15 protein-coding genes are annotated in these 19,617 nt (G+C 68.2%); 7 read left to right on the forward strand and 8 right to left on the reverse strand.

Annotation, left to right across the window (positions count from 1 at the left end; translation table 11 throughout):
• Positions 1–274: 274 nt before the first annotated feature.
• On the forward strand, positions 275–1,468 hold the full coding sequence (locus tag NA3_RS17405; RefSeq protein WP_062964706.1) for a serine hydrolase domain-containing protein: 1,194 nt from the start codon (positions 275–277) through the stop codon (positions 1,466–1,468).
• Between the two features lie 37 nt (positions 1,469–1,505).
• On the opposite strand, the gene NA3_RS17410 is transcribed toward NA3_RS17405, so the two are convergent.
• The 4 genes from NA3_RS17410 to mca all read right to left on the reverse strand — a co-directional run bounded on the left by NA3_RS17410 (position 1,506) and on the right by mca (position 9,589).
• Positions 1,506–2,417, reverse strand: a complete 912-nt coding sequence (locus NA3_RS17410) for an alpha/beta hydrolase (protein ID WP_084491641.1) — start codon at positions 2,415–2,417, stop codon at positions 1,506–1,508.
• Positions 2,418–2,527: 110 nt separating this feature from the next.
• The gene (locus NA3_RS17415; protein ID WP_062964708.1) at positions 2,528–7,981 is read right to left on the reverse strand and encodes an ATP-binding protein; all 5,454 of its coding nucleotides are present in this window, start codon (positions 7,979–7,981) and stop codon (positions 2,528–2,530) included.
• A 325-nt stretch (positions 7,982–8,306) separates the two neighbouring features.
• Entirely contained in the window at positions 8,307–8,675 is a 369-nt protein-coding gene (locus tag NA3_RS17420; protein WP_084491642.1) for a hypothetical protein, read from the reverse strand.
• Positions 8,672–9,589: a mycothiol conjugate amidase Mca gene (gene mca / locus NA3_RS17425; RefSeq protein ID WP_062964710.1), complete on the reverse strand. Its 918-nt coding sequence runs from the start codon at positions 9,587–9,589 to the stop codon at positions 8,672–8,674. Before mca ends, NA3_RS17420 begins: the two co-directional genes overlap by 4 nt.
• Before the next feature lie 184 nt (positions 9,590–9,773).
• Here mca and NA3_RS17430 point away from each other — a divergent pair, with 184 nt between their 5' ends.
• Both NA3_RS17430 and greA read left to right on the forward strand, forming a co-directional pair.
• Positions 9,774–10,271: a DUF4307 domain-containing protein gene (locus tag NA3_RS17430; protein WP_084491643.1), complete on the forward strand. Its 498-nt coding sequence runs from the start codon at positions 9,774–9,776 to the stop codon at positions 10,269–10,271.
• Positions 10,272–10,546: 275 nt separating this feature from the next.
• The gene (greA, locus tag NA3_RS17435; protein WP_030518168.1) at positions 10,547–11,041 is read left to right on the forward strand and encodes a transcription elongation factor GreA; all 495 of its coding nucleotides are present in this window, start codon (positions 10,547–10,549) and stop codon (positions 11,039–11,041) included.
• Positions 11,042–11,229: 188 nt separating this feature from the next.
• Here greA and NA3_RS17440 read toward each other — a convergent pair whose 3' ends face one another.
• The 3 genes from NA3_RS17440 to NA3_RS17450 all read right to left on the reverse strand — a co-directional run bounded on the left by NA3_RS17440 (position 11,230) and on the right by NA3_RS17450 (position 15,110).
• On the reverse strand, positions 11,230–12,378 hold the full coding sequence (locus tag NA3_RS17440; RefSeq protein ID WP_062964711.1) for a cystathionine gamma-synthase: 1,149 nt from the start codon (positions 12,376–12,378) through the stop codon (positions 11,230–11,232).
• Positions 12,379–12,482: 104 nt separating this feature from the next.
• Positions 12,483–13,127 carry a transglycosylase SLT domain-containing protein gene (locus NA3_RS17445; RefSeq protein ID WP_062964712.1) on the reverse strand — a complete coding sequence of 215 codons (645 nt, stop codon included), beginning with the start codon at positions 13,125–13,127 and terminating at the stop codon, positions 12,483–12,485.
• Positions 13,128–13,715: 588 nt separating this feature from the next.
• Positions 13,716–15,110, reverse strand: coding sequence for a cystathionine beta-synthase (locus tag NA3_RS17450; RefSeq protein ID WP_062964958.1), 1,395 nt, complete (start codon positions 15,108–15,110; stop codon positions 13,716–13,718).
• Positions 15,111–15,231: 121 nt separating this feature from the next.
• On the opposite strand from NA3_RS17450, the gene NA3_RS17455 reads away from it, so the two are divergent.
• From NA3_RS17455 to NA3_RS17470, 4 genes are all read left to right on the forward strand, one after another.
• Positions 15,232–15,684 carry a hypothetical protein gene (locus NA3_RS17455; protein ID WP_227995625.1) on the forward strand — a complete coding sequence of 151 codons (453 nt, stop codon included), beginning with the start codon at positions 15,232–15,234 and terminating at the stop codon, positions 15,682–15,684.
• Positions 15,685–15,856: 172 nt separating this feature from the next.
• Complete coding sequence (locus NA3_RS17460; RefSeq protein WP_062964713.1) at positions 15,857–16,729, forward strand: SGNH/GDSL hydrolase family protein; 873 nt, start codon at positions 15,857–15,859, stop codon at positions 16,727–16,729.
• Between the two features lie 78 nt (positions 16,730–16,807).
• On the forward strand, positions 16,808–18,028 hold the full coding sequence (locus NA3_RS17465; RefSeq protein WP_062964714.1) for an acetyl-CoA C-acetyltransferase: 1,221 nt from the start codon (positions 16,808–16,810) through the stop codon (positions 18,026–18,028).
• Between the two features lie 163 nt (positions 18,029–18,191).
• The gene (locus NA3_RS17470; RefSeq protein ID WP_062964715.1) at positions 18,192–18,527 is read left to right on the forward strand and encodes a DUF1330 domain-containing protein; all 336 of its coding nucleotides are present in this window, start codon (positions 18,192–18,194) and stop codon (positions 18,525–18,527) included.
• 137 nt (positions 18,528–18,664) lie between these two features.
• On the opposite strand, the gene NA3_RS17475 is transcribed toward NA3_RS17470, so the two are convergent.
• On the reverse strand, positions 18,665–19,516 hold the full coding sequence (locus NA3_RS17475; RefSeq protein ID WP_039780633.1) for a Bax inhibitor-1/YccA family protein: 852 nt from the start codon (positions 19,514–19,516) through the stop codon (positions 18,665–18,667).
• Positions 19,517–19,617: the final 101 nt, after the last annotated feature.

Consider the following 19,617-nt stretch of genomic DNA (forward strand, 5'->3'; position numbering starts at 1 on the left):
TTCTCCTTCGCAGAGGGTGACCCTGAGATCACAGTAGGCAAGATCTGAGATATCAACAAGCGGTTGTGCGCCCTCCAAAAGCGAAGATCGCGGCAGCCCGCCGGCGGAGTCAGGGGTGAGACGCCAGACCATCAGGGTCGTTCCGCCGAGAGTTGAGGGTGTTTCCGGATGGTGGCGAAGTTGTCGATGCAACAGTGTTTCGGGAATGAACGAATCGCGCGGTAGCTCTGACGCTGCCCCTTCCGGTGCCAGGCCGAAGCGCAGGCGATGGCCGGTGATCCTCGTGAGCGTCGCCTCGGCCGTCGTGATCTTCGGGGCCGGAACACTGACACTGAAGATCTCTCACGTGGCGAGCAGTCGGGCCCGCTCGAGTGCCGAAGTCGTTGTCCCGCAACTCGACTCGGCGGCGCTGCAGGCGGCGATATCCAGCGCGCCCGATCGAACGACATCGGTTCTCGCGCAGGTGAGCGGGCCCGCAGGGCACTGGTCCGGGACGTTCGGCGTCGCCGACACGGCCACCGAGGCGCCGGTGCCCGCGGACGGTCGGTTCCGTCTGGGCAGCGTCACCAAAACGTTCATCGCGACAGTCGTGCTGCAGCTGGTCGCGGAGAACCGGGTGGACCTCGCCCAGCCCGTTCAGCATTACCTGCCCGGTGTCCTACCCGCCGACTACCCGCCGATTCCCGTACGCACGCTGCTCGACTTCACCAGCAGCCTCCCCGAACTGACAGGCGATGACTTACCGACGTCTCCGGAGGGAGTGGTGGACCACCGCTTCGATGATCATCCACTTCCGGAGTTGGTCGCGATGGCGGTACGCCATCCCCGCCCTTTCGACAATCCCGGCAGCGTGCAGGTCTACGGCGCCACGGGCTACTACGTCGCCGCGATGATCATCGAGAAGATCACCGGCAGAAGCTACCAGCAGGAAATCACCGATCGGATCCTTCGTCCCCTGCGTTTGCCCGATACCACTGCCCCGCAGGTCGATACGACGATGCCCGGCCCGCACTCACACGGTTACATAGCAGTTCCGGCCCCCGGTGGAGGTAGCCGGCTCGTAGACATCACCGAGCAGAACCCCGGTGCCGGCGGCATGATCTCCACGGCGGCCGATCTCGACCGGTTTCTGGTATCTCTCTTCTCGGGCCGCCTTCTCCCACCCCCGCAGATGCACGAGTTGTTCACTGTTCCCGACGTGCCATACCTCGGTGGCGCTACCAGCGACAGCGGCCGAAACCGCGCCTACTACAGCGCCGGACTCATGCGTGTCACACTGGCGAACGGCGTGACCGTCTGGGGGAAGACCGGCAGTACCTACGGCTATACGGACGGGATGTTCACCACCCGAGACCTAGGTCGTCGGCTCGTCTACTCCTTCACCCCGGTCACTGGTGGCGGCAACGATCCGGCGCTCGTGAACCGGTTGATCTCGGCGGCGTTCGCCCCCGCCGCAGGGAGCCGATGACAACGGAAACGAGCGATCCGCGGGTCCGCCGGCTCGTTCAGGCGCCGATACCACCGGACAGCACGGGCCAGGAATCGTGCAGATCCGCCTCGAACAGTCCCCAGGTGTGGGAGCCCTCGGGACGGTCCACGTACACCGCCGGGACGCCGAGCTGACCGAGCCGACCGGCGAAAGCGCCGGTACACGCACTCGCGACGGCCTCCACCGGTGGGAAGGGCAATCCCCGGTCGATACCGCCCGGGATGCCGGACGCCGCCGACAGATAGATCGCCTTACCGGCCAGTGCACCGGCCCGCGCGAACGCGTCGTGCGCGGGCCATGCCCCGGTGCCCGGCAGGCCCCACATATTGCCCGGATTGCCGCCGCCCCGGACGACCTGCGCACTCACCATCGCGATTCCGGACGGATCGTTCGACCAGGGGCACCCGCTGTAGGAGGCCACCGCACCGAAGCGCTCCGGCGCCTGGATCGCGAGGTCCACCGCCGACGCCGCACTCATCGACACCCCGGCGATCGCATTGCGGCCGGTGGTGCCCAGCTGGGCGTCGACGACGTCGGGCAGTTCCCGGGTGAGGTAGCTCTGCCAGCGATTGCGGCCCATCACCGGGTCGTCGGCGATCCAATCGGTGTACATACTGTTGGGCCCGCCGACCGGCATCACCACATTGACATGCTTGTCGGCGAAGAACGCCCGCACATCGGTGTCGTCCCACCAGGAGATGTTGTCGACACCGCCGCCGATGCCGGTGAGCAGATACAGCGTGGGCGCCGGTCCACCGCCGGCCGCGCGGATCACCCGGTTCGTGATCACCCGGTCCATCGATGGCGAATAGACATCCATCTCGACCGCCGCCGGACCCAGCGGATGTTCGCCCACCACATGCGCCGCCGGGGCCGCCGCGGCCGAACCCGCCGCGAAAGCACCCCCGGCAACGACCGCACACACCATTACGAGTAGTCGCGTGATTACCGTCACGACACAGGGACTACCCCGCCATGATCATCACAATGCCGCCAGCCCGTGACCGGCCGGTGGGCGGCCGGTCACGGGCGTCGACATCAGCCGAGACGCGCCTCGATGGCCTCGATGATGCGCGGCCGCAGTTCGCGGGCGCTGATCACCGCGTCGACCGAGCCGACCTCGACGGCGCGGTGGATGTTGTGCACCCGGTCGAATTCGGCGGCGACCTCACCCAGCTTCTCGGCGCGCACCTGCGAGCGGACCTCGTCGAGTTCGGCGGACAGCTCCGCGCGTTCGGTACCCGACGCGTTCGCGACCCGCGACTCCAGTTCGCGCACCCGCGGATCGGAGGCGGTGCGGGTGTTGACGTCCCCGGCGAACACCACGGCCGCCGCCGGGGCGCCACCGAGCACCGAGGCGAACGAACCCTCCAGCGCGAGCACGGTCATATTCGGGTTCAGCGCCTTCGAGAACACCACGAACGCACCGCCGTGGTAGCGCGAGATCACGCAGAACACGATGGGCCCGCGGAAGTTCACGATGGCGCGGCCGATTTCGGCACCGTATTCGAGTTGCAGCTTGCGCATCGACTCCGGTGATCCGTCGAAGCCGGACAGATTGGCCAGCACCACCAGCGGCCGGTTGCCGCTGGCCGCGTTGATCGCGCGGGCCGCCTTCTTCGACGACCGCGGGAACAGCGTGCCCGCGGTGTAGGTGTCGGGTCCGTCGGTGGACGGGAAGCCGCGCCGCGGCACACCCCGCGATTCGATACCCAGCAGGCAGACCGGGATACCGCCCAGATGCGCGTCCTGGACGACGGCGGTCTCCGCGTCGGCCATACCCGCCCAGCGCTCCAGCACGGCGTGGTCCTGGTCGGCCAGCGCCCGCATCACGGTGCGAATATCGAAGGGCTTCTTGCGATCCGGGTTCGCGGTCGCGGAGAAGATTTCGCCGACGGTCGTGAAATCGCTGTCGGGCACGGTGTGCGGGAACGTGCACACGTCGCGGTCGATCGGGTCGGTGGTCTGCGCGCGACGCGGACCCTGCTCACCGGGCGCGATGTAGGTGTGGTCGTAGTGCGACATCAGCACATCGCGAGCCCCGGCCAGATTCGGCGCCCAGTACTGCGCCTGTCCGTTGGGGCCCATCACGCGGTCGTAGCCGCCGATGCCGAAGTTGTCCTCGGCCGACACACCGCCGGAGAAGTCCAGCGCCTGCTTACCGGTCAGCACCATCGCCGAATCCGGGGTCATCACGAGAATGCCCTTGGTGTGCATGAGCATCGTCGCCTCGGCGTTCCAGTACGGCTGCGCGCCGACGTTGATGCCGGAGACCACGATGTTGATCTCACCGCCGTCCTGGGTGAATTCGACGATGCGCTTGAGCGCGGCCGCCACCCAGTCCATGTTCTCCGTACCGGACTTCATCGAGATCCGGGCGCCGGAGGACAGCGCGTACCACTCCAGCGGCACCTGCATCTGCTCGGCCAGATCCAGCGCCGCGATCACCCGGCGGCATTCCGGCTCCGACAGCGCGCCCAGAGACTTGGTCGGATCGCCGAGCAGCACCACGCGGGTGATGCCCTGCGGATGCCGGTCGGTCGGCGTGGACACCACACCGGCGACCATCGCCGCGGTGTTGCGTCCCTTGGGCCGGTCGACCGGGACGAGAGTGTGCTCGGCGTCCAGGTCGTATTCGGTGAAAGTGCCGAGCAGACCGGTCAATTCGTACGGGTACACCGTGCCGCGGCTGGCGGCCCGCAGCACCTTCTGGCGGTACTCGTCGAGCGGTTCGACCGGATCGTCGGTGCGCTCGCCGACGGTGACCTCGGTGCCGCCGGTGGCATCGAACCGGATGCGCACGACGATCTTGACCAGCTCACCGGTCTGCGCGTCGGGCTGGCGGGCGATGAGCAGGATCTCCTCCAGCCCGGCGCCCGCGGTGGCCGGTTCGACGCGGCCGACGATGGTGTCCAGCTCGGCGCGGGTCACATCCAGCGGCGGCCAGATGTAGAGCACGATCCGGTTGGTGTGGAAGCGCTTGGCCGACGGCCGCCGCGACTGCGCCCGGCGAATCGAGTCGACGCAGGTCGCGACCGTGCTCTCGGCGGTCGGCAGGGACAGCAGCCGGCCCTCGTGATCGCGCAGCGCGGTCAGGTCGCGCACCTGCGCGAAGGCGATCAACCGCTCGTCGGCGGGGTTCTCCTTCGCGACGCCCCGGAAGAGGTAGACCTCCTCGTCGGAGGACGGCAGCCGGGTGAGATCGAATTTGCGCAGGCGGCGCATCTGCATCCGCTCGGCGATGTAGGGGTGCAGGCCGCGGATCAACCGCTCCTCGGCCAGACCGGTCGCCGACGGGCGGAAGGTGAAGTGGTGGTGCATCACCGCGCCGTTGCTGCCCGCGACGGTGGCCGTGATCCGGTTCACCTGGTTGGGCAGCGACCGGGCGCCGAGCACTTCCTGCAGGGCGGCGGCCATCGCGTCGAAGTCCTCCGGCTGGTTCTCCCAGCCGAGGTAGATGTCGGCCTCGATGGAGGCGGCGCCGCCGGCCAATTCGGTGAGCCCGCTCAGCACCGTGTCGAGCGAGTCGAAGCTGACCGCCGCGGAGACCAGATTCACACCACGGCGTTCGGCGACCACGAAGGTGCAGCCGTCGACGTCCTGGGTGCGCACATCGGTCAGGCCCTTGTTGCCGTAGTACCGCCGGGTCAGCACCTCGAGCATGACCGTGTTGTCCGGGTTGCCGCGCACCAGCCGCTGGGCCAGCAACCGCACCAGCGGTTCGGTGCTGCGCACCATCTCGGCGATGCGATCGGTGCGGTCGGCGGCATCCGGATGCGCGTCCAGATGGCTCAGATGCTTGCGGACGTTGGTGTAGACGCGGGCGCGGTTGCGGCGCAGCAGCGGCTGGCCGTACCAGGCGTAGACCACTCCGCGGGTGATGTCGGCGATCACCGGGAAACGCACCTGGGTCGCGGCCACCAGCCGCTCCAGCGCCAAGCCCACCGGTTCCCGCAGCACCCGATCCGGCACCGGCTCGCCCAGCCATTCGCGCAGCAGCGTGGTGACGACGGTGACCGTGTCGGACGGGCGCTGCTGGGCGAGGAAGATCCGGAAGACCGCGGCCTCGAGTTCCGGGGTGCGTTCCAGGTCGGTGACGCCGTAGTGCGCGAGCGCCTTCGACAGCTTGGCCCGGTAGGACTCCGGCAGCCCGGCCCGCTCGACGTCCAGGCTCTGCAGATAGGTGTGGAAATACTCGCGGGCACTGTGGACGTGGCCATGGCCGGCGTCCTCACCCCAGAATTGGCTCAGCTCCGCGAGATCGGTGAAGACCTCGATCAGTTCCAGTTCCTCGGCGAGCGGGCGGCGGTTGTCCGCGATCGCCGCTCGGCGCGCGGCCAGGTAGTCCGTCAGAACACGTCCACCGTCGTGCGGGTCGACGTCGAAACCGAGCAGCAGGCCGCGCAGATCCTCCTGGCCGCGGGCGGTGCGCTCGTCCGCCAGCACCTCGGTGGGCGCCGCCGGCAGATCCAGTTCGACCGACTCGACCGCGGCGGCCTCGCCGGCCTGATCGTCGTCGGCGATCGGTTCCAGGCGCAGCAGCGGCGCGCCGGCCTCGACCTGCGAGCCGACCGAGACGCCGCACTCCTTGAGGCGCGCCTTGAACGGCGCCCGCAGTACGGTCTCCATCTTCATCGACTCGAGGACCAGCACGGGCGCGCCCGCCTCGACCTCGTCGCCGACCTCGAGCGGCTTGGCGACGACCAGCGCGGGCGCGGGCGAGCGCACGACACCGCCTTCGTCACGGCTCACCCGATGCGTCACGCCGTCGACATCCACCACGTGGGTGGGGCCGTGCGTGCCGGTGACCAGGCGATACCGGGTGCCGTTGACCACGATCTGACCGGTGTGGCGGTCGAAGCGTTCGAGATCGACGTCCGCGGTGGCGATCTCGCCGGCCGCCTCGATGCCGATCCGGAATCGGTGCGCGCCGACCCGCGCGACCCGCAGGCGGTAGCTCGCGCCACGCAGCTTCAGATCCAGCGGGCGGCCGCTCTCGTGCTGCACCTGCGGACGGCCACCGGCGGCGGTGGACAGCAGCCGGTACCGCTCGGCCCGCTCCTCTTCCTCGTAGGCGTCGATGGCGGCGGCGGCCAGGGCGACCGCGGTGTGCCGCTGAGCTACCAGCCGGCCCTCGCCGCGCACCCGATCGATCCAGCCGGTGTCGGCACTGGCGTCGATGACCTCGGGCTGATCGAGCAGATCCAGGACGAAACTCTTGTTGGTCGCGCCGCCCTCGATGATCACACGGGTCTCGCCGACCGCGCGGCGCAGCCGGCCCAGGGCCTCCTCGCGATCGCGGCCGTAGGCGATGATCTTGGCGATCATCGAATCGAAGTCGGCGGGGATGGTGTCGCCCTCGCTGACGCCGGTGTCGACGCGGATACCCGGACCGGCGGGCAGATCCAGCAGGGCGATGCGGCCCGGCGCCGGAGCGAAGTCGCGGTCGGGGTCCTCGGCGTTGAGGCGGGCCTCGATGGCGTGGCCGCGTTCGGCCGGCGGCTCACCCTCGAGCCGTCCGCCGGAGGCCACGTGCAGCTGGGCCCGAACCAGATCGAATCCGGTGGTGTACTCGGTGATCGGGTGCTCGACCTGCAGGCGGGTGTTGACCTCCAGGAAGGCGAACAGCTCGTCGCCCGGGTGGTAGAGGAATTCGACGGTGGCCGCGCCGCGGTAGCCCACCGCCACCGCGAGCCGCTCGGCCGAGGCCTTCAGATCGGCGACCTGCTCGGGCCGCAGCACCGGCGAGGCGGACTCCTCGATGACCTTCTGATTGCGCCGCTGCACCGAGCAGTCGCGCACGCCCAGCGCCCACGCGGTGCCCTGACCGTCGGCGATCACCTGAACCTCGACGTGGCGGGCGCCGGTGACCAGCCGCTCCAGGAAGACGACACCGCTACCGAACGCACGGGCCGCTTCCTGGCTGGTCCGCTCGTAGGCGTCGACGAGTTCGGCTTCGTTGGTGATGACACGGATACCGCGACCACCACCACCGGCGGTCGCCTTCAGCATCAGCGGATAGCCGATCTCCTGGGCGGCCGCGACGGCGGCGTCCAGCGTCTCGACCGCACCGCGGCTCCAGGGCGCCACCGGCACCCCGACCTCCTCGGCGATCAGCTTCGCGCCGATCTTGTCGCCGAGTTTGCGCATGGCGTCCGGGCTCGGACCGATGAACGTGATGCCGATGTGCTCGCACAGTTCCGCGAAGGCGGGGTCCTCGGCGACGAAACCCCAGCCGACCCAGGCGGCGTCGGCCTTGGTCGCCACCAGCGCCTTTTCCAGCGCCTTCAGATCCAGGTAGGGGCGAGCCGAGGCCGGACCGAGGTCGTAGGCGATATCGGCCTCGCGCACGAACGTCGCGGTACGGTCGACATCGGTGTACAGAGCGACGGTTTCGATCTGTCGCGCGGTCGCCGCGGCCAAATCTCGGACGGCGTGGATGAGGCGCATTGCGGCCTCACCCCGGTTCACGATGGCGATGCGGCTGAACACTCGCCGACTCCTTTCCACAGCGTAGGCCCGGTGCATGGGCAGAATTCGAGGTATCGCGGCTCCGCGTAGTGTGCACCTTTATTCCACGAATGTGTACGCCGTGCAGGGGTTACCCGCACGTATCGTGTGGGATCCCATAGGAGTCGTCCGGCCGATTCCCGCCGAAGCGCGGTATCGAGACATGCGCGAGCGACCGCCGGGTCGTATGACCCGGACAACATCGAAGCAGATCAGAGCATCAATCGAGGTCGCGGCCCGAGGCCGTCGCCGGCGCCGAATTACGATCGGGCGGCGAATCGGCGACGGCGCGGCGAATCAGCGGGTCTCAGGAGGCCTTGCCGGAGGCCGGTGGAGGTGTGGACGGACCCGAATCGCCGCGGCCGGACCCGTTGGCGGCGCCGTCGTGCGGCTGCTCCGCCGGATCGCCGCCTGCCGCATCGTCACCGTCGCCGGCCACACCGTGTTCGGTGCCCTCGTCGGCCGCCTGGTCCGGTTCCGGATGTTCGCGGGAGAAATCGGCGGGCAGCTTCTTGATGTGCTTGTTCATCGAGCGGATCAACAGCACCGTGCCGGCCAGCAGCACCAGAACGATCACCAGACCCAGCGGCGATGCCTTGCCGAATTCCGGACCGGTCGGGTTCGTGGTGGTGTTCTGAGCCAGCAGCGTGGCGTGCGCGTACAACGTCGACATCATCGAACCGTGCCCTCGACAGCCCGGTCGGCGACCATCTCGCGGGCGTCCGCATCATCGGCGTCCCGGATTCCGGCGAACAGGTCGGTCTCCGGAATAGCGGTGCGCACCCGGGTCCTGGCCAGTTCGAATTCCTCCGTCGGCCACAACCGCTGCTGCATCTCCAGCGGAATCGCGAAGAACATGCCGTTGGGGTCGATCTGCGTGGCGTGCGCGCGCAGCGCCTCGTCACGCTGCGGGAAGTATTTGCCGCAGTCGATCTGCGTGGTGACCCGAGACATCACATCGCCGTGTTCCTGGGCGGCCTTGCGGATGCGTTCCATCCAGTCGCGCATCGGGAACGGCTCACCGATCCGGTCGTATTCGTCGGCGAAGATCTCCAGCCGTTGCAGGCTGAAACCGTGGTTGTAGTAGAGCTTCAGCGGGGTCCACGGTTCGCCCGCGTCGGGGAAGCGCTCGGGGTCGCCGGCCGCCTCGAAGGCCGCCATCGACACCTTGTGGCACATGATGTGGTCCGGATGGGGATAGCCACCGTTCTCGTCGTAGGTGGTCATCACGTGCGGCCGGAATTCGCGCACCACCCGCACCAGGGCCTCGGTGGCCTCCTCGAGGGGCACCAGCGCGAAACTGCCCTCGGGCAGCGGCGGCAGCGGATCTCCTTCGGGCAGACCGGAATCCACGAATCCGAGCCAGCGGTGCTGTACGCCCAGCGCCTTCGCCGCGGCCGCCATCTCCTCGCGGCGGACATCGTCGATGCGGTCGAGAATGCCCGGCACATCCATCGCCGGATTGAGGATCGAGCCGCGCTCACCCCCGGTCAGGCTCACGACCAGCACGTCGTCACCCTCCGCGGCGTATTTCGCGGTGGTGGCGGCGCCCTTGCTCGACTCGTCGTCGGGGTGGGCGTGCACCGCCATGAGGCGCAGCGGCCGATCGAAGCTGCCGCTCACTTCTCGTTCACCTCGTTGCTCACCGTTTCACCTCATAGCCGTCCGCCGTGCCCGAGCGGCACGCGGGTGTCCGAACTGCATTCCCTATAGTTCCATCCGACGGTCTTTTGTTCCGACCTACCCCCTGATCGACCACGGGAGCAACCACATCATGAGCGAGGCGGCACCGCAGTCCGACCGGACCGATCCGGACGGGCGCACCGCCGACGCCGCCACCGGGGCGACCGGAGCGGGCAACGATCGGGTGTCGAATCGTTACGGAACCGGTCCCGCGCGCAACCGCCGCTGGATTCCGATCGCGCTCGGCATCGTCGTGGTGATACTCGGGCTGATCGTCGCCTACGTGGGTTATCGACAGTACGGTCCCAAGGATATCGAGCCCGACCAACTCGGTTACGACGTCGTCGACGATTCCACGGTCACCGTGCACTTCAAACTGACCCGCAAGCATCCGGAGCAGCCGGTGGTGTGCCTGGTCCGGGGTATGGACACCGAGGGCAGCGAGATCGGCCGCCGCGAGGTGCTGATCCCCGGCTCGGACAGCGGAACCGTCGAACTCACCACGAAGGTCCGGACCACCGCCCGGCCCGCCAACGGCAATATCTACGGGTGCAGCGATCAGGTACCGCCCTACCTGAAGGCCGGCTGACACCCCCACATTCAAGCCTTCTACCTGCACATATCCAATTCGTGCTAGAATGGCGCGAACACGGTTCCGAACGCTCGGAGCCGTGTTTGCTGCATTGACGGCCAGCGCTGCCGGTTCCCGGGCACACAATGCCCGCGCACCGTCGGGGTTCGAGGAACATCCCCCCGGATCGCTCTAGCCGTCGACTGTTGCTGTGCGCGGACACGTGCTCGCGCATGCGCGACGGGTATCACGGACCCCGGCACGCCGGGAACAACTACTAGGGAGTGATCGAGATGACTGAGACGCAAGTGACCTGGCTCACACCGGAGTCGCATGAGAGGCTCAAGAGCGAACTCGACGCGCTCATTGCCAACCGTCCGGTCATCGCGGCCGAGATCAACGAACGCCGCGAAGAAGGCGACCTGAAGGAGAACGGCGGCTACCACGCCGCGCGCGAGGAGCAGGGCCAGCAGGAGGCCCGCATCCGTCAGCTGCAGGAGCTGCTGAACAACGCCAAGGTCGGCGTCGCGCCGACCAAATCCGGTGTGGCACTTCCCGGCTCGGTGGTCAAGGTCTACTACGACGGCGACGAAACCGATACCGAGACCTTCCTGATCGCGACCCGCGAAGAGGGCCTGGGCCGATCGGACCTGGAGACCTACTCGCCGAGCTCCCCGCTCGGCGGCGCCCTGATCGACGCGAAGGTCGGCGAGACGCGCGAATACCGCCTGCCCAACGGCAACATGATGAAGGTGACCCTGGTCAGCGCGGAGCCGTACCACAGCTGACGAGAAGGTGTCGCCGATGGAGGCGAGCAGCAGCGGTGATACCGCCGCGACTGCGCTGCGCGCGCTCCTCGGCAGATTCGGCCGGGTCGGCAGCAGCCCGGCCGGACACCTGACATAGCTCTACCGACACGAACGGCCGCACCGATTCCGGTGCGGCCGTTCGTTGTTGTCGAGCGTGTTTCGCCGGGTCAGCTCAGAGCCCGCTCCACATCGGCGAGCAGATCGCTGATGTCCTCGATACCGACCGACAGGCGCACCAGGTCCGCGGGCACCTCCAGTTCGGAGCCCTCGGTCGAGGCGTGGGTCATCGCACCGGGATGTTCGATCAGCGATTCCACCCCACCGAGCGATTCGGCGAGGGTGAAGATCTTCGTCCGCGCGCAGAAGTCGTGCGCGGCCTGTTTACCGCCGCGCAGCCGCACCGAGATCATGCCGCCGAAACGGCGCATCTGCTTCTGCGCCACCGGATTTCCGGGATGTTCCGGCAGACCGGGATAGATCACCTGCGAAATCGCCGAGTGCTCGGCGAGGAATCCGGCGAGAGTCTCCGCGTTGTCGCAGTGCCGATCCATCCGCAGCGCGAGGGTTTTGATGCCGCGCATGGTGAGGAAGGCGTCGGTGGGACCGGGGACCGCGCCGGCGCCGTTCTGCAGGAAGGCGAAGGCGGCGTCGAGCTCGGCGTCGTCGGTGATCAGCGCGCCGCCGACCACATCCGAGTGACCGCCCAGATATTTGGTGGTCGAATGCAGCACGATATCGGCGCCGAGCAGCAGCGGCTGCTGCAGGTACGGCGAGGCGAAGGTGTTGTCCACCACCAGTTTCGCGCCGCCGCCGTGCGCGACGTCGGCCAGTGCCGAGATGTCGCCGACATTGAGCAGCGGATTGGTCGGCGTCTCCAGCCACACCAGTTTGGTGTTGGGACGCACCGCGTTCGCGACCGCGTCCGGGTCCGACACCGGGGCCACGGAGTATTCGATGCCCCATTGGGTGAACACCTTGTCGATGAGCCGGAACGTCCCGCCGTAGGCGTCGTTCGGGATCACCAGGTGATCACCCGGGCGCAGCGTCGCCCGCAGCACACAGTCGGTGGCCGCCATCCCCGAGGAGAATGCCCGCCCGTAACTCCCGGATTCCAGCGCGGCCAGATTCGCTTCCAGCGCGGCGCGGGTCGGGTTGCCGGTGCGGGCGTACTCGTAGCCGCCACGCAGCCCGCCCACGCCGTCCTGGGCGAAGGTCGAGCTCGCGTAGATCGGCACATTCACCGCACCGGTCTGCGGGTCGGGATCGAACCCGGCATGCACGGCTCGTGTGGAGAACCCCAGCTGATCGTCGGTCATGCCGACCAGCCTAGATCCGCGCCGTCGCGGCGCTCGAGCCGGGAACCCCCGGACGTGGATCGATGTGAGGGGCGTCATGCCCGCCCGGCAACGGTCGCCCCGGGTCAGTACGCCGAGTTGACGTTGTCCATCGAGCCGTAGCGGTGCGCTGCGTAGTTGCAGGCGGCCACGATGTTGGCGACCGGATCCCAGATGTCCCAGGAGGTGCCGTCGACGTGGTAGGCCGCGAAGGTCGGGTCGATGACCTGCAGCAGGCCCTTGGACGGGATGCCCATGGCGGCGTTCGAGTCGTACAGATTGATGGCCTGGGTGTTGCCGGAGGACTCCCGCATGATGTTGCGGTAGATGCCGTCGTAGCTGCCCGGGATGCCGTGCTCGGCCATGATGTCGAGAGCGTTGTGGATCCAGCCGTCCAGGTTGTCCGGGTAGACCGGAGCCGGCGGGGGCGGCGGCGGGGCCGGCGCGGGGGCAGGAGCGGGCGCGGGAGCGGGAGCCGGCATCGGGGCCGGGATGGCGGCGGCGGGCGCGGCCGGGGCCGGGGCGGCCGCGGCGATGGGCTCGGCGGCAGCGGTGGGCTGGGTCTTCTCGGCGGCGGCGAGCAGCGTGGACGCCAACGCGACCGGCTTCACATCGTCGGTCTTGTGGCCACCGGCGGAGGTGATGGCAGCGAAGGCGGCGAGGGCCAGGGTGGCCGATCCGGCGGTACGCGCGACCGCCTTGGCTCTACTGCTTGTCGTGGTCTTCGACATTCGGTGTTCTTCCCTACTCTGTGTCGGCCTCGGTGGCCTGCGGCAGGCAGCACTGGACCAGGGCGGGCCCCGGCGGGACTCACCTCGCGTGCTGCATGCTTTTTTCGGATGACGATCCGGCTACTGACTCAGACTCGACGTCTGACAACCAACGAGGTCACAGGATGGTTGCGGTAGTTGAACGTAAACTGAACTCAAAGTGAACAAACGGTGCCGCTACTCGAAGTTCGCATCGATTGCCCCGCGCTATACAGCGCTGACCTGCGGATCTGCGCCCCGGTGGAGCGTGCTGCGCATCACAGAAAAATAACGCGTGTCGTTGCGTTTAAGGGTGTTTTGTCTGATTTTTCCCGCGTTCGGCAACCGTTCGGTAACGATCGGTAACGCTCCGTAACCCCGGTCCGGATGCGCTCGATAGTCAGGGTTTGCGCACCGATCGGTTGTCCTGGGGACGCCGTTCGCGCGGCCGCACGGTAACGGCCGGCAGATCCGCCGCGGCGGTGCCGGGCACGCCGAAACGCGATCACCCGGCACGCGTGGGCGGCCGGGTGATCGGGGGCGAAATCTGCTGTTGTGCGCCGGGCGGGATCAGTGCGGGGGCAGACTCGACCCGCTGAGGAAACCGAGCAGATCGTGGCGAGTGATGACGCCGATCGGCTTGCCGTCCTCGACGACCATCAGCGCGTCGGTGGATTCCAGCGCCTTGGTCGCCGCCGACACCGGCTCGCCGGACCCGATCAGCGGGAACGACGGGCTCATATGCTTCGACACCGGATCGGTCAGATGCGCCCGGCCCTCGAACACCGCCGACAGCAGATCGCGCTCGGTGACGCTGCCGGCCACCTCACCGGCCATGACCGGCGGTTCGGCGCCGACGACCGGCATCTGGGAGACGCCGTATTCGCGCAGGATCTCGATGGCATCGCGCAGCGTCTCCTGCGGATGGGTGTGCACCAGATCCGGCAGCGCGCCGGACTTGCCCCGCAGGACGTCGCCAACCGTCGGTTCGGCGGTGCTGCCGTCGAGCCGGGTCTGCAGGAAGCCGTAGGAGCTCATCCAGTTGTCGTTGAAGATCTTCGACAGGTAACCGCGGCCGCCGTCGGGCAGCAGCACCACCACGACCGCCTCCGGATGGCGCTCGGCCACCTGCAGCGCCGCGACCACCGCCATACCGCAGGAACCGCCCACCAGCAGCCCCTCCTCGCGCGCGAGGCGGCGGGTCATCTCGAAGCTGTCGGCATCGGAGACGGCGATGATCTCGTCGGGCACCGACGGGTCGTAGGCCGAGGGCCAGAAGTCTTCGCCGACACCCTCGACCAGATACGGCCGGCCCGTGCCGCCGGAATAGACCGAACCCTCCGGATCGGCGCCGACGACCTTGACCTTGCCGCCGGACACCTCCTTCAGATACCGGCCGGCGCCCGTGATCGTGCCGCCGGTGCCCACACCGGCCACGAAATGGGTGACCGTGCCCTCGGTGTCGCGCCAGATCTCGGGACCGGTGGTCTCGTAGTGGCTGGCCGGGCCGCCCGGGTTGGAGTACTGGTCGGGCTTCCACGCACCCGGGATCTCACGGGTGAGGCGGTCCGAGACGCTGTAGTAGCTGTCCGGATGCTCCGGGGGCACCGCGGTCGGGCAGACGACCACCTCGGCACCGTAGGCGCGCAACACGTTGCGCTTGTCCTCGCTGACCTTGTCCGGGCAGACGAAGACGCATTTGTACCCGCGCTGCTGGGCGACCAGGGCGAGACCCACGCCGGTGTTGCCGGAGGTCGGTTCCACGATGGTCCCGCCCGGCTTCAGCAATCCCTGCTCTTCGGCGGCGTCGATCATCTTCACCGCGATGCGGTCCTTGGCGCTGCCACCCGGGTTGAGATATTCGATCTTCGCGGCCACCACCCCGGAGTTCGGGCCCACCACAGAGTTCAACCGAACGAGCGGGGTATTTCCGATCAGGTCGACGACGTGGTTCGCGATACGCATAGCTACATCGTCGCAGAGCCGGGCGGGCGGCTTGCGCTTGGTACGGCGAGCGTCGCGTTCGATCCGGCCGCGTTCGACCCAGCGAGGCAGGAGCGGTCCGGTTAGTATGCGGGGCGTGAGGATGCCGAAGACAGCTCGCGCCGCCGCCGTCGCGGCCGCGACCGTCGGGGCCGTGACCACCATCGCGTCCGCCTCGGCCAGCGCACAGACCGTCGAGTTCCCGCAAACGCCGAGTGTCTTCTACGGCGGATTGTGCGGGGGCAATATCCGGACCTGGGTCGATACGAGCCCCGACTGGCCGGGTCGGGCGGTGTTCAACGTCCAGGCCCTGGCGATTCAGGGGGTGGGCCCGGGACAGTATCCGCTGGCCCCGCTGTGCAACGTCGACACCACCGTCGCGTGGCGCAACACCACCACCGGCGCGGCCGGCGAGTACCGCCTCAACGTCGTCTCCGGCATCTACGGCAGCATCCAGTACGCCGAGTTCCAGAACACCGGACCGGGTCATATCGAGGTGACGGTCACCACCAACAACCTCAACATTCCCGCGCACGGCGCATTCGACGTTTCCTGACACGCACCGGCCTCGTCCCTGGTCGGCGCATCGCACGCACCGCATAATCGGTAGGACCGGACCGGAAGCGCCCCCTCGTGGCCGCACCGGATTCGCACCCCCGCGGGGCCCCGGGCCCCGCCGCGGGAGGTCCGGTCGGTGGCAGCGTCGGAGTGAGACGGGAGGTTGGCGCGTGGCTTCCAGGACATGGCGAACGGTCGCGGCGAGCGCGGCCGCCGCGGTGGCGGTCGGTTCCGGCGCGGGCACCGCGGGCTGGGCGACCTACCGCCTGCTGATGTCGCAGGCCCGCGCGGCGCGCACCGTGATCGGCCGCGACACCTCCAAGCCACCGGAGGCCGACGGTGTGTACACCCGCGAGTGCGCGGCCCCGGAACCGTGGCGCGCGGGCGTGCCGTTCGACCTGCATCTGATGATCTTCGGCGATTCGACCGCCGCCGGAGTCGGTTGCGCCGACGCCGAACAGGTGCCCGGCGTTCTGGTGGCCCGCGGTCTGGCCGATGCCACCGGATGGCGAATTCGCTTGAGTACCAAGGCGATATCGGGCGCGACCTCCAAAGGGCTGGCCGGTCAGGTCGACGCCATGTTCATCGCCGGCCCGCCGCCGGACGCCGCGGTGATCCTGGTCGGCGGCAACGACGTCACCAAGAAACACTCGATCCGGCGTTCCGCGCAGCGGCTCCGGCACGCGGTCGGGCGCCTGCACGAGGCGGGCGCCGTCGTGGTCGTCGGCACCTGCCCGGACCTCGGCACCGTGGCCGCGATCCCGCAACCGTTGAGCACGGTCGTGCACCGCTGGAGCGCGCAGCTGGCCCGGGCCCAGGTCGGTGCGGTCCGTGCGGCCGGCGGCACCCCCGTCGCGATGGGCGATCTGCTCGGCCACGACTTCCGCAGCACCCCGGAGGTTCTCTTCTCCGCCGACGGGTTCCATCCGTCGCCCGCCGGATACGCGTTGGCGGCCCGGCACCTGCTCCCGGCACTGCTGCGTGAGCTCGATGAACGGGATCAGTCCCGACCGGGTGTTCCGAGCCACACCGCGGCGACGTAGATTCGGGGTTGAATTGTCGTACCCCTGTACCGAAACGGTCGGCTGACCGATTCGGCGACCCCGATATAAGGAGTCCTCATGCCAGAGGCCGTCATCGTTTCGTTCGCCCGCTCTCCCATCGGCCGCGCAGGCAAGGGTTCGCTGGTGTCCATGCGGCCCGACGACCTCGCCACCCAGATGGTCCGCGCCGCCCTGGACAAGGTTCCGGCGCTGAACCCCGCCGACATCGACGATCTGATGCTCGGCTGCGGACAGCCCGGCGGCGAGGCCGGATTCAACATGGCCAAGGTGGTCGCCACCCAGCTCGGCTACGACTTCCTGCCCGGCGTGACCCTGAACCGGTACTGCTCGTCGTCGCTGCAGACCACCCGGATGGCGCTGCACGCCATCAAGGCCGGCGAGGGCGACGTGTTCATCTCCGCCGGTGTCGAGACCGTGTCGCGGTTCCCGAAGGGCACCTCCGACGGCTGGCCGGAGACCCACAACGAGAAGTTCGCCGAGGCCGAGGCACGCACCGCCAAGCGCGCCGAGGGCGGCTCCGACGGCTGGGCCGATCCGCGCGAGGCCGGCGATCTGCCCGACATCTACATCGCGATGGGCCAGACGGCCGAGAACGTCGCCCAGTTCACCGGCATCTCGCGCGAGGAGCAGGACCACTGGGGCGTGCGGTCGCAGAACCGCGCCGAGGAGGCCATCAAGGCCGGCTTCTTCGAGCGTGAGATCACCCCGGTGACGCTGCCCGACGGCACCGTCGTCTCCACCGACGACGGCCCGCGCCCCGGCACCACCTACGAGAAGATCTCGCAGCTCAAGCCGGTCTTCCGTCCCGACGGCACCATCACCGCCGGTAACGCCTGCCCGCTCAACGACGGCGCGGCCGCGCTGGTCATCATGAGCGACACCAAGGCCAAGGAGCTGGGCCTGACCCCGCTGGCGCGCATCGTGTCCACCGGTGTGTCCGGTCTGTCGCCGGAGATCATGGGCCTGGGCCCGATCGAGGCCGTCCGCAAGGCGCTGAAGATCGCCGGCAAGACCATCGACGACATCGACCTCTACGAGATCAACGAGGCCTTCGCCGTGCAGGTGCTGGGCTCGGCTCGTGAGCTGAAGATGGACCTGGACAAGCTGAACGTCTCCGGCGGCGCCATCGCCCTCGGCCACCCCTTCGGCATGACCGGCGCCCGCATCACCGCCACCCTGATCAACAACCTGCAGACCCACGACAAGCAGTTCGGTCTGGAGACCATGTGCGTCGGCGGTGGCCAGGGCATGGCCATGGTCATCGAGCGCCTGAGCTAGGAGTACCGCAGTCGGCCGGTTCCGCACCGAGAGGTGGGAAACCGGCCGATTGTCGTTTCGGGTCGGCGGATCGAGTGAGGCGTTACCCAGCAGGTAATCGACTCGGCTACCTCGACGCGGGAATATCAATGGCGTCAACACAACTCGGTTCGAGGAGTTCGAGATGCCTGCCTACGCCATTGCGCACCTGCACGATGTGGACGTCAATGCCGAGATCGTGGAGTATCTGCGCCGGATCGATGGCACGCTGGCGCCGTTCGGCGGAAAGTTCATCGTCCACGGCGGGCGGCAGATGGTGGCGGAAGGGCCCGCCGACGGGGTCATGATCGTGATCGAATTCCCGGATTACGATGCGGTCCAAGCCTGGTACGCGTCGCCGGAGTATCAGCGGATCCTGCCGTTGCGGCTGGACAACGCCTCGGGCGTCGCGATTCTGGCCGAACACTGCGGCGACGACCACGTCGCCACCGACGTGCTCCCTGCCGAACTGCTCGCGTGAGCACCGCGGCGGCGGAGCGACTCGCTGTCCGACTGACGGTGCACCCGAACCCCTGCGCGGCCGCCCGAGCCCCGACCGGCAGAACGAGAACGGGTGGCTGCCGAGACGGCAGCCACCCGTGTTTCGGATCGCGGAGATCAATCGTTCTGCAGATAACTCAGCAGTCGCAGGATCTCCAGGTACAGCCAGACCAGGGTGACGGTCAGGCCCAGGGCGACGCCCCACGCGGCCTTCTCCGGCGCACCGGCGCGGATCAGCTGGTCGGCGGCGTCGAAGTCGAGCAGGAAGCTGAAGGCCGCGATCGCGATGCAGACCAGGCTGAAGATGATCGCCACGGTGCCGCCGTCGCGCAGGCCGAAGCCGCCGGGGGTGAAGAAGGCGGCGATCAGGTTGCCCAGCATGAGCACGATCACGCCGATCATGGCGCCGACGAGCATGCGGGTGAAGCGCGGGGTGACTCGGATGGCACCGGTCTTGTAGACCACGAGCATGCCGAAGAACACACCGAAGGTGCCCAGGACCGCCTGCGCGATCAGGCCACCACCGCCGACGCCACCGAATTCCACATTGGTGAACATGAACGACAGCGCGCCCAGGAAGAAGCCCTCGGCGGCCGCGTAACTCAGCACGATGGCCTTGTTGTCCTGCTTGCGGCCGAACGTGGCGACCATGACCAGCACGAAGCCGACCAGACCACCGACGATCACGAACAGCGGGGCCAGCGCGTGGTTGGCCGCGGTCGCACCGTAGGCGATGATCGCGGCGAGGGTGACCACGCCGAGGGTGATGCCGGTCTTGGTGACGACATCGTCGATCGTCATCGGCCGGGTGGCCGGCGCCTGCTGATACGGCTGCTGGACACCGTAGGGGCTCTGCTGTCCGTACTGCGCGAACTGCCCGGCGCCCGCTGCCGCCGAACCGAATCCCGCGTATCCACCGCCCTGTTGTTGCGGCAAATTTTTGAAGATCGGGTTACTTGTGGTGCGCAAGGTCCCGTGCCTTTCCGAAGTAGCGGTCCACGTCCGTCGTGTCCGTCTGAGTATCCAACGATCTGCTCCGGGAGCAAGTTCCCGAACCGGACATCAAATCG

This window comes from Nocardia africana NBRC 100379 (genome assembly GCF_001612635.1).
In the GTDB taxonomy this organism is placed as follows: Bacteria; Actinomycetota; Actinomycetes; order Mycobacteriales; family Mycobacteriaceae; genus Nocardia; species Nocardia africana.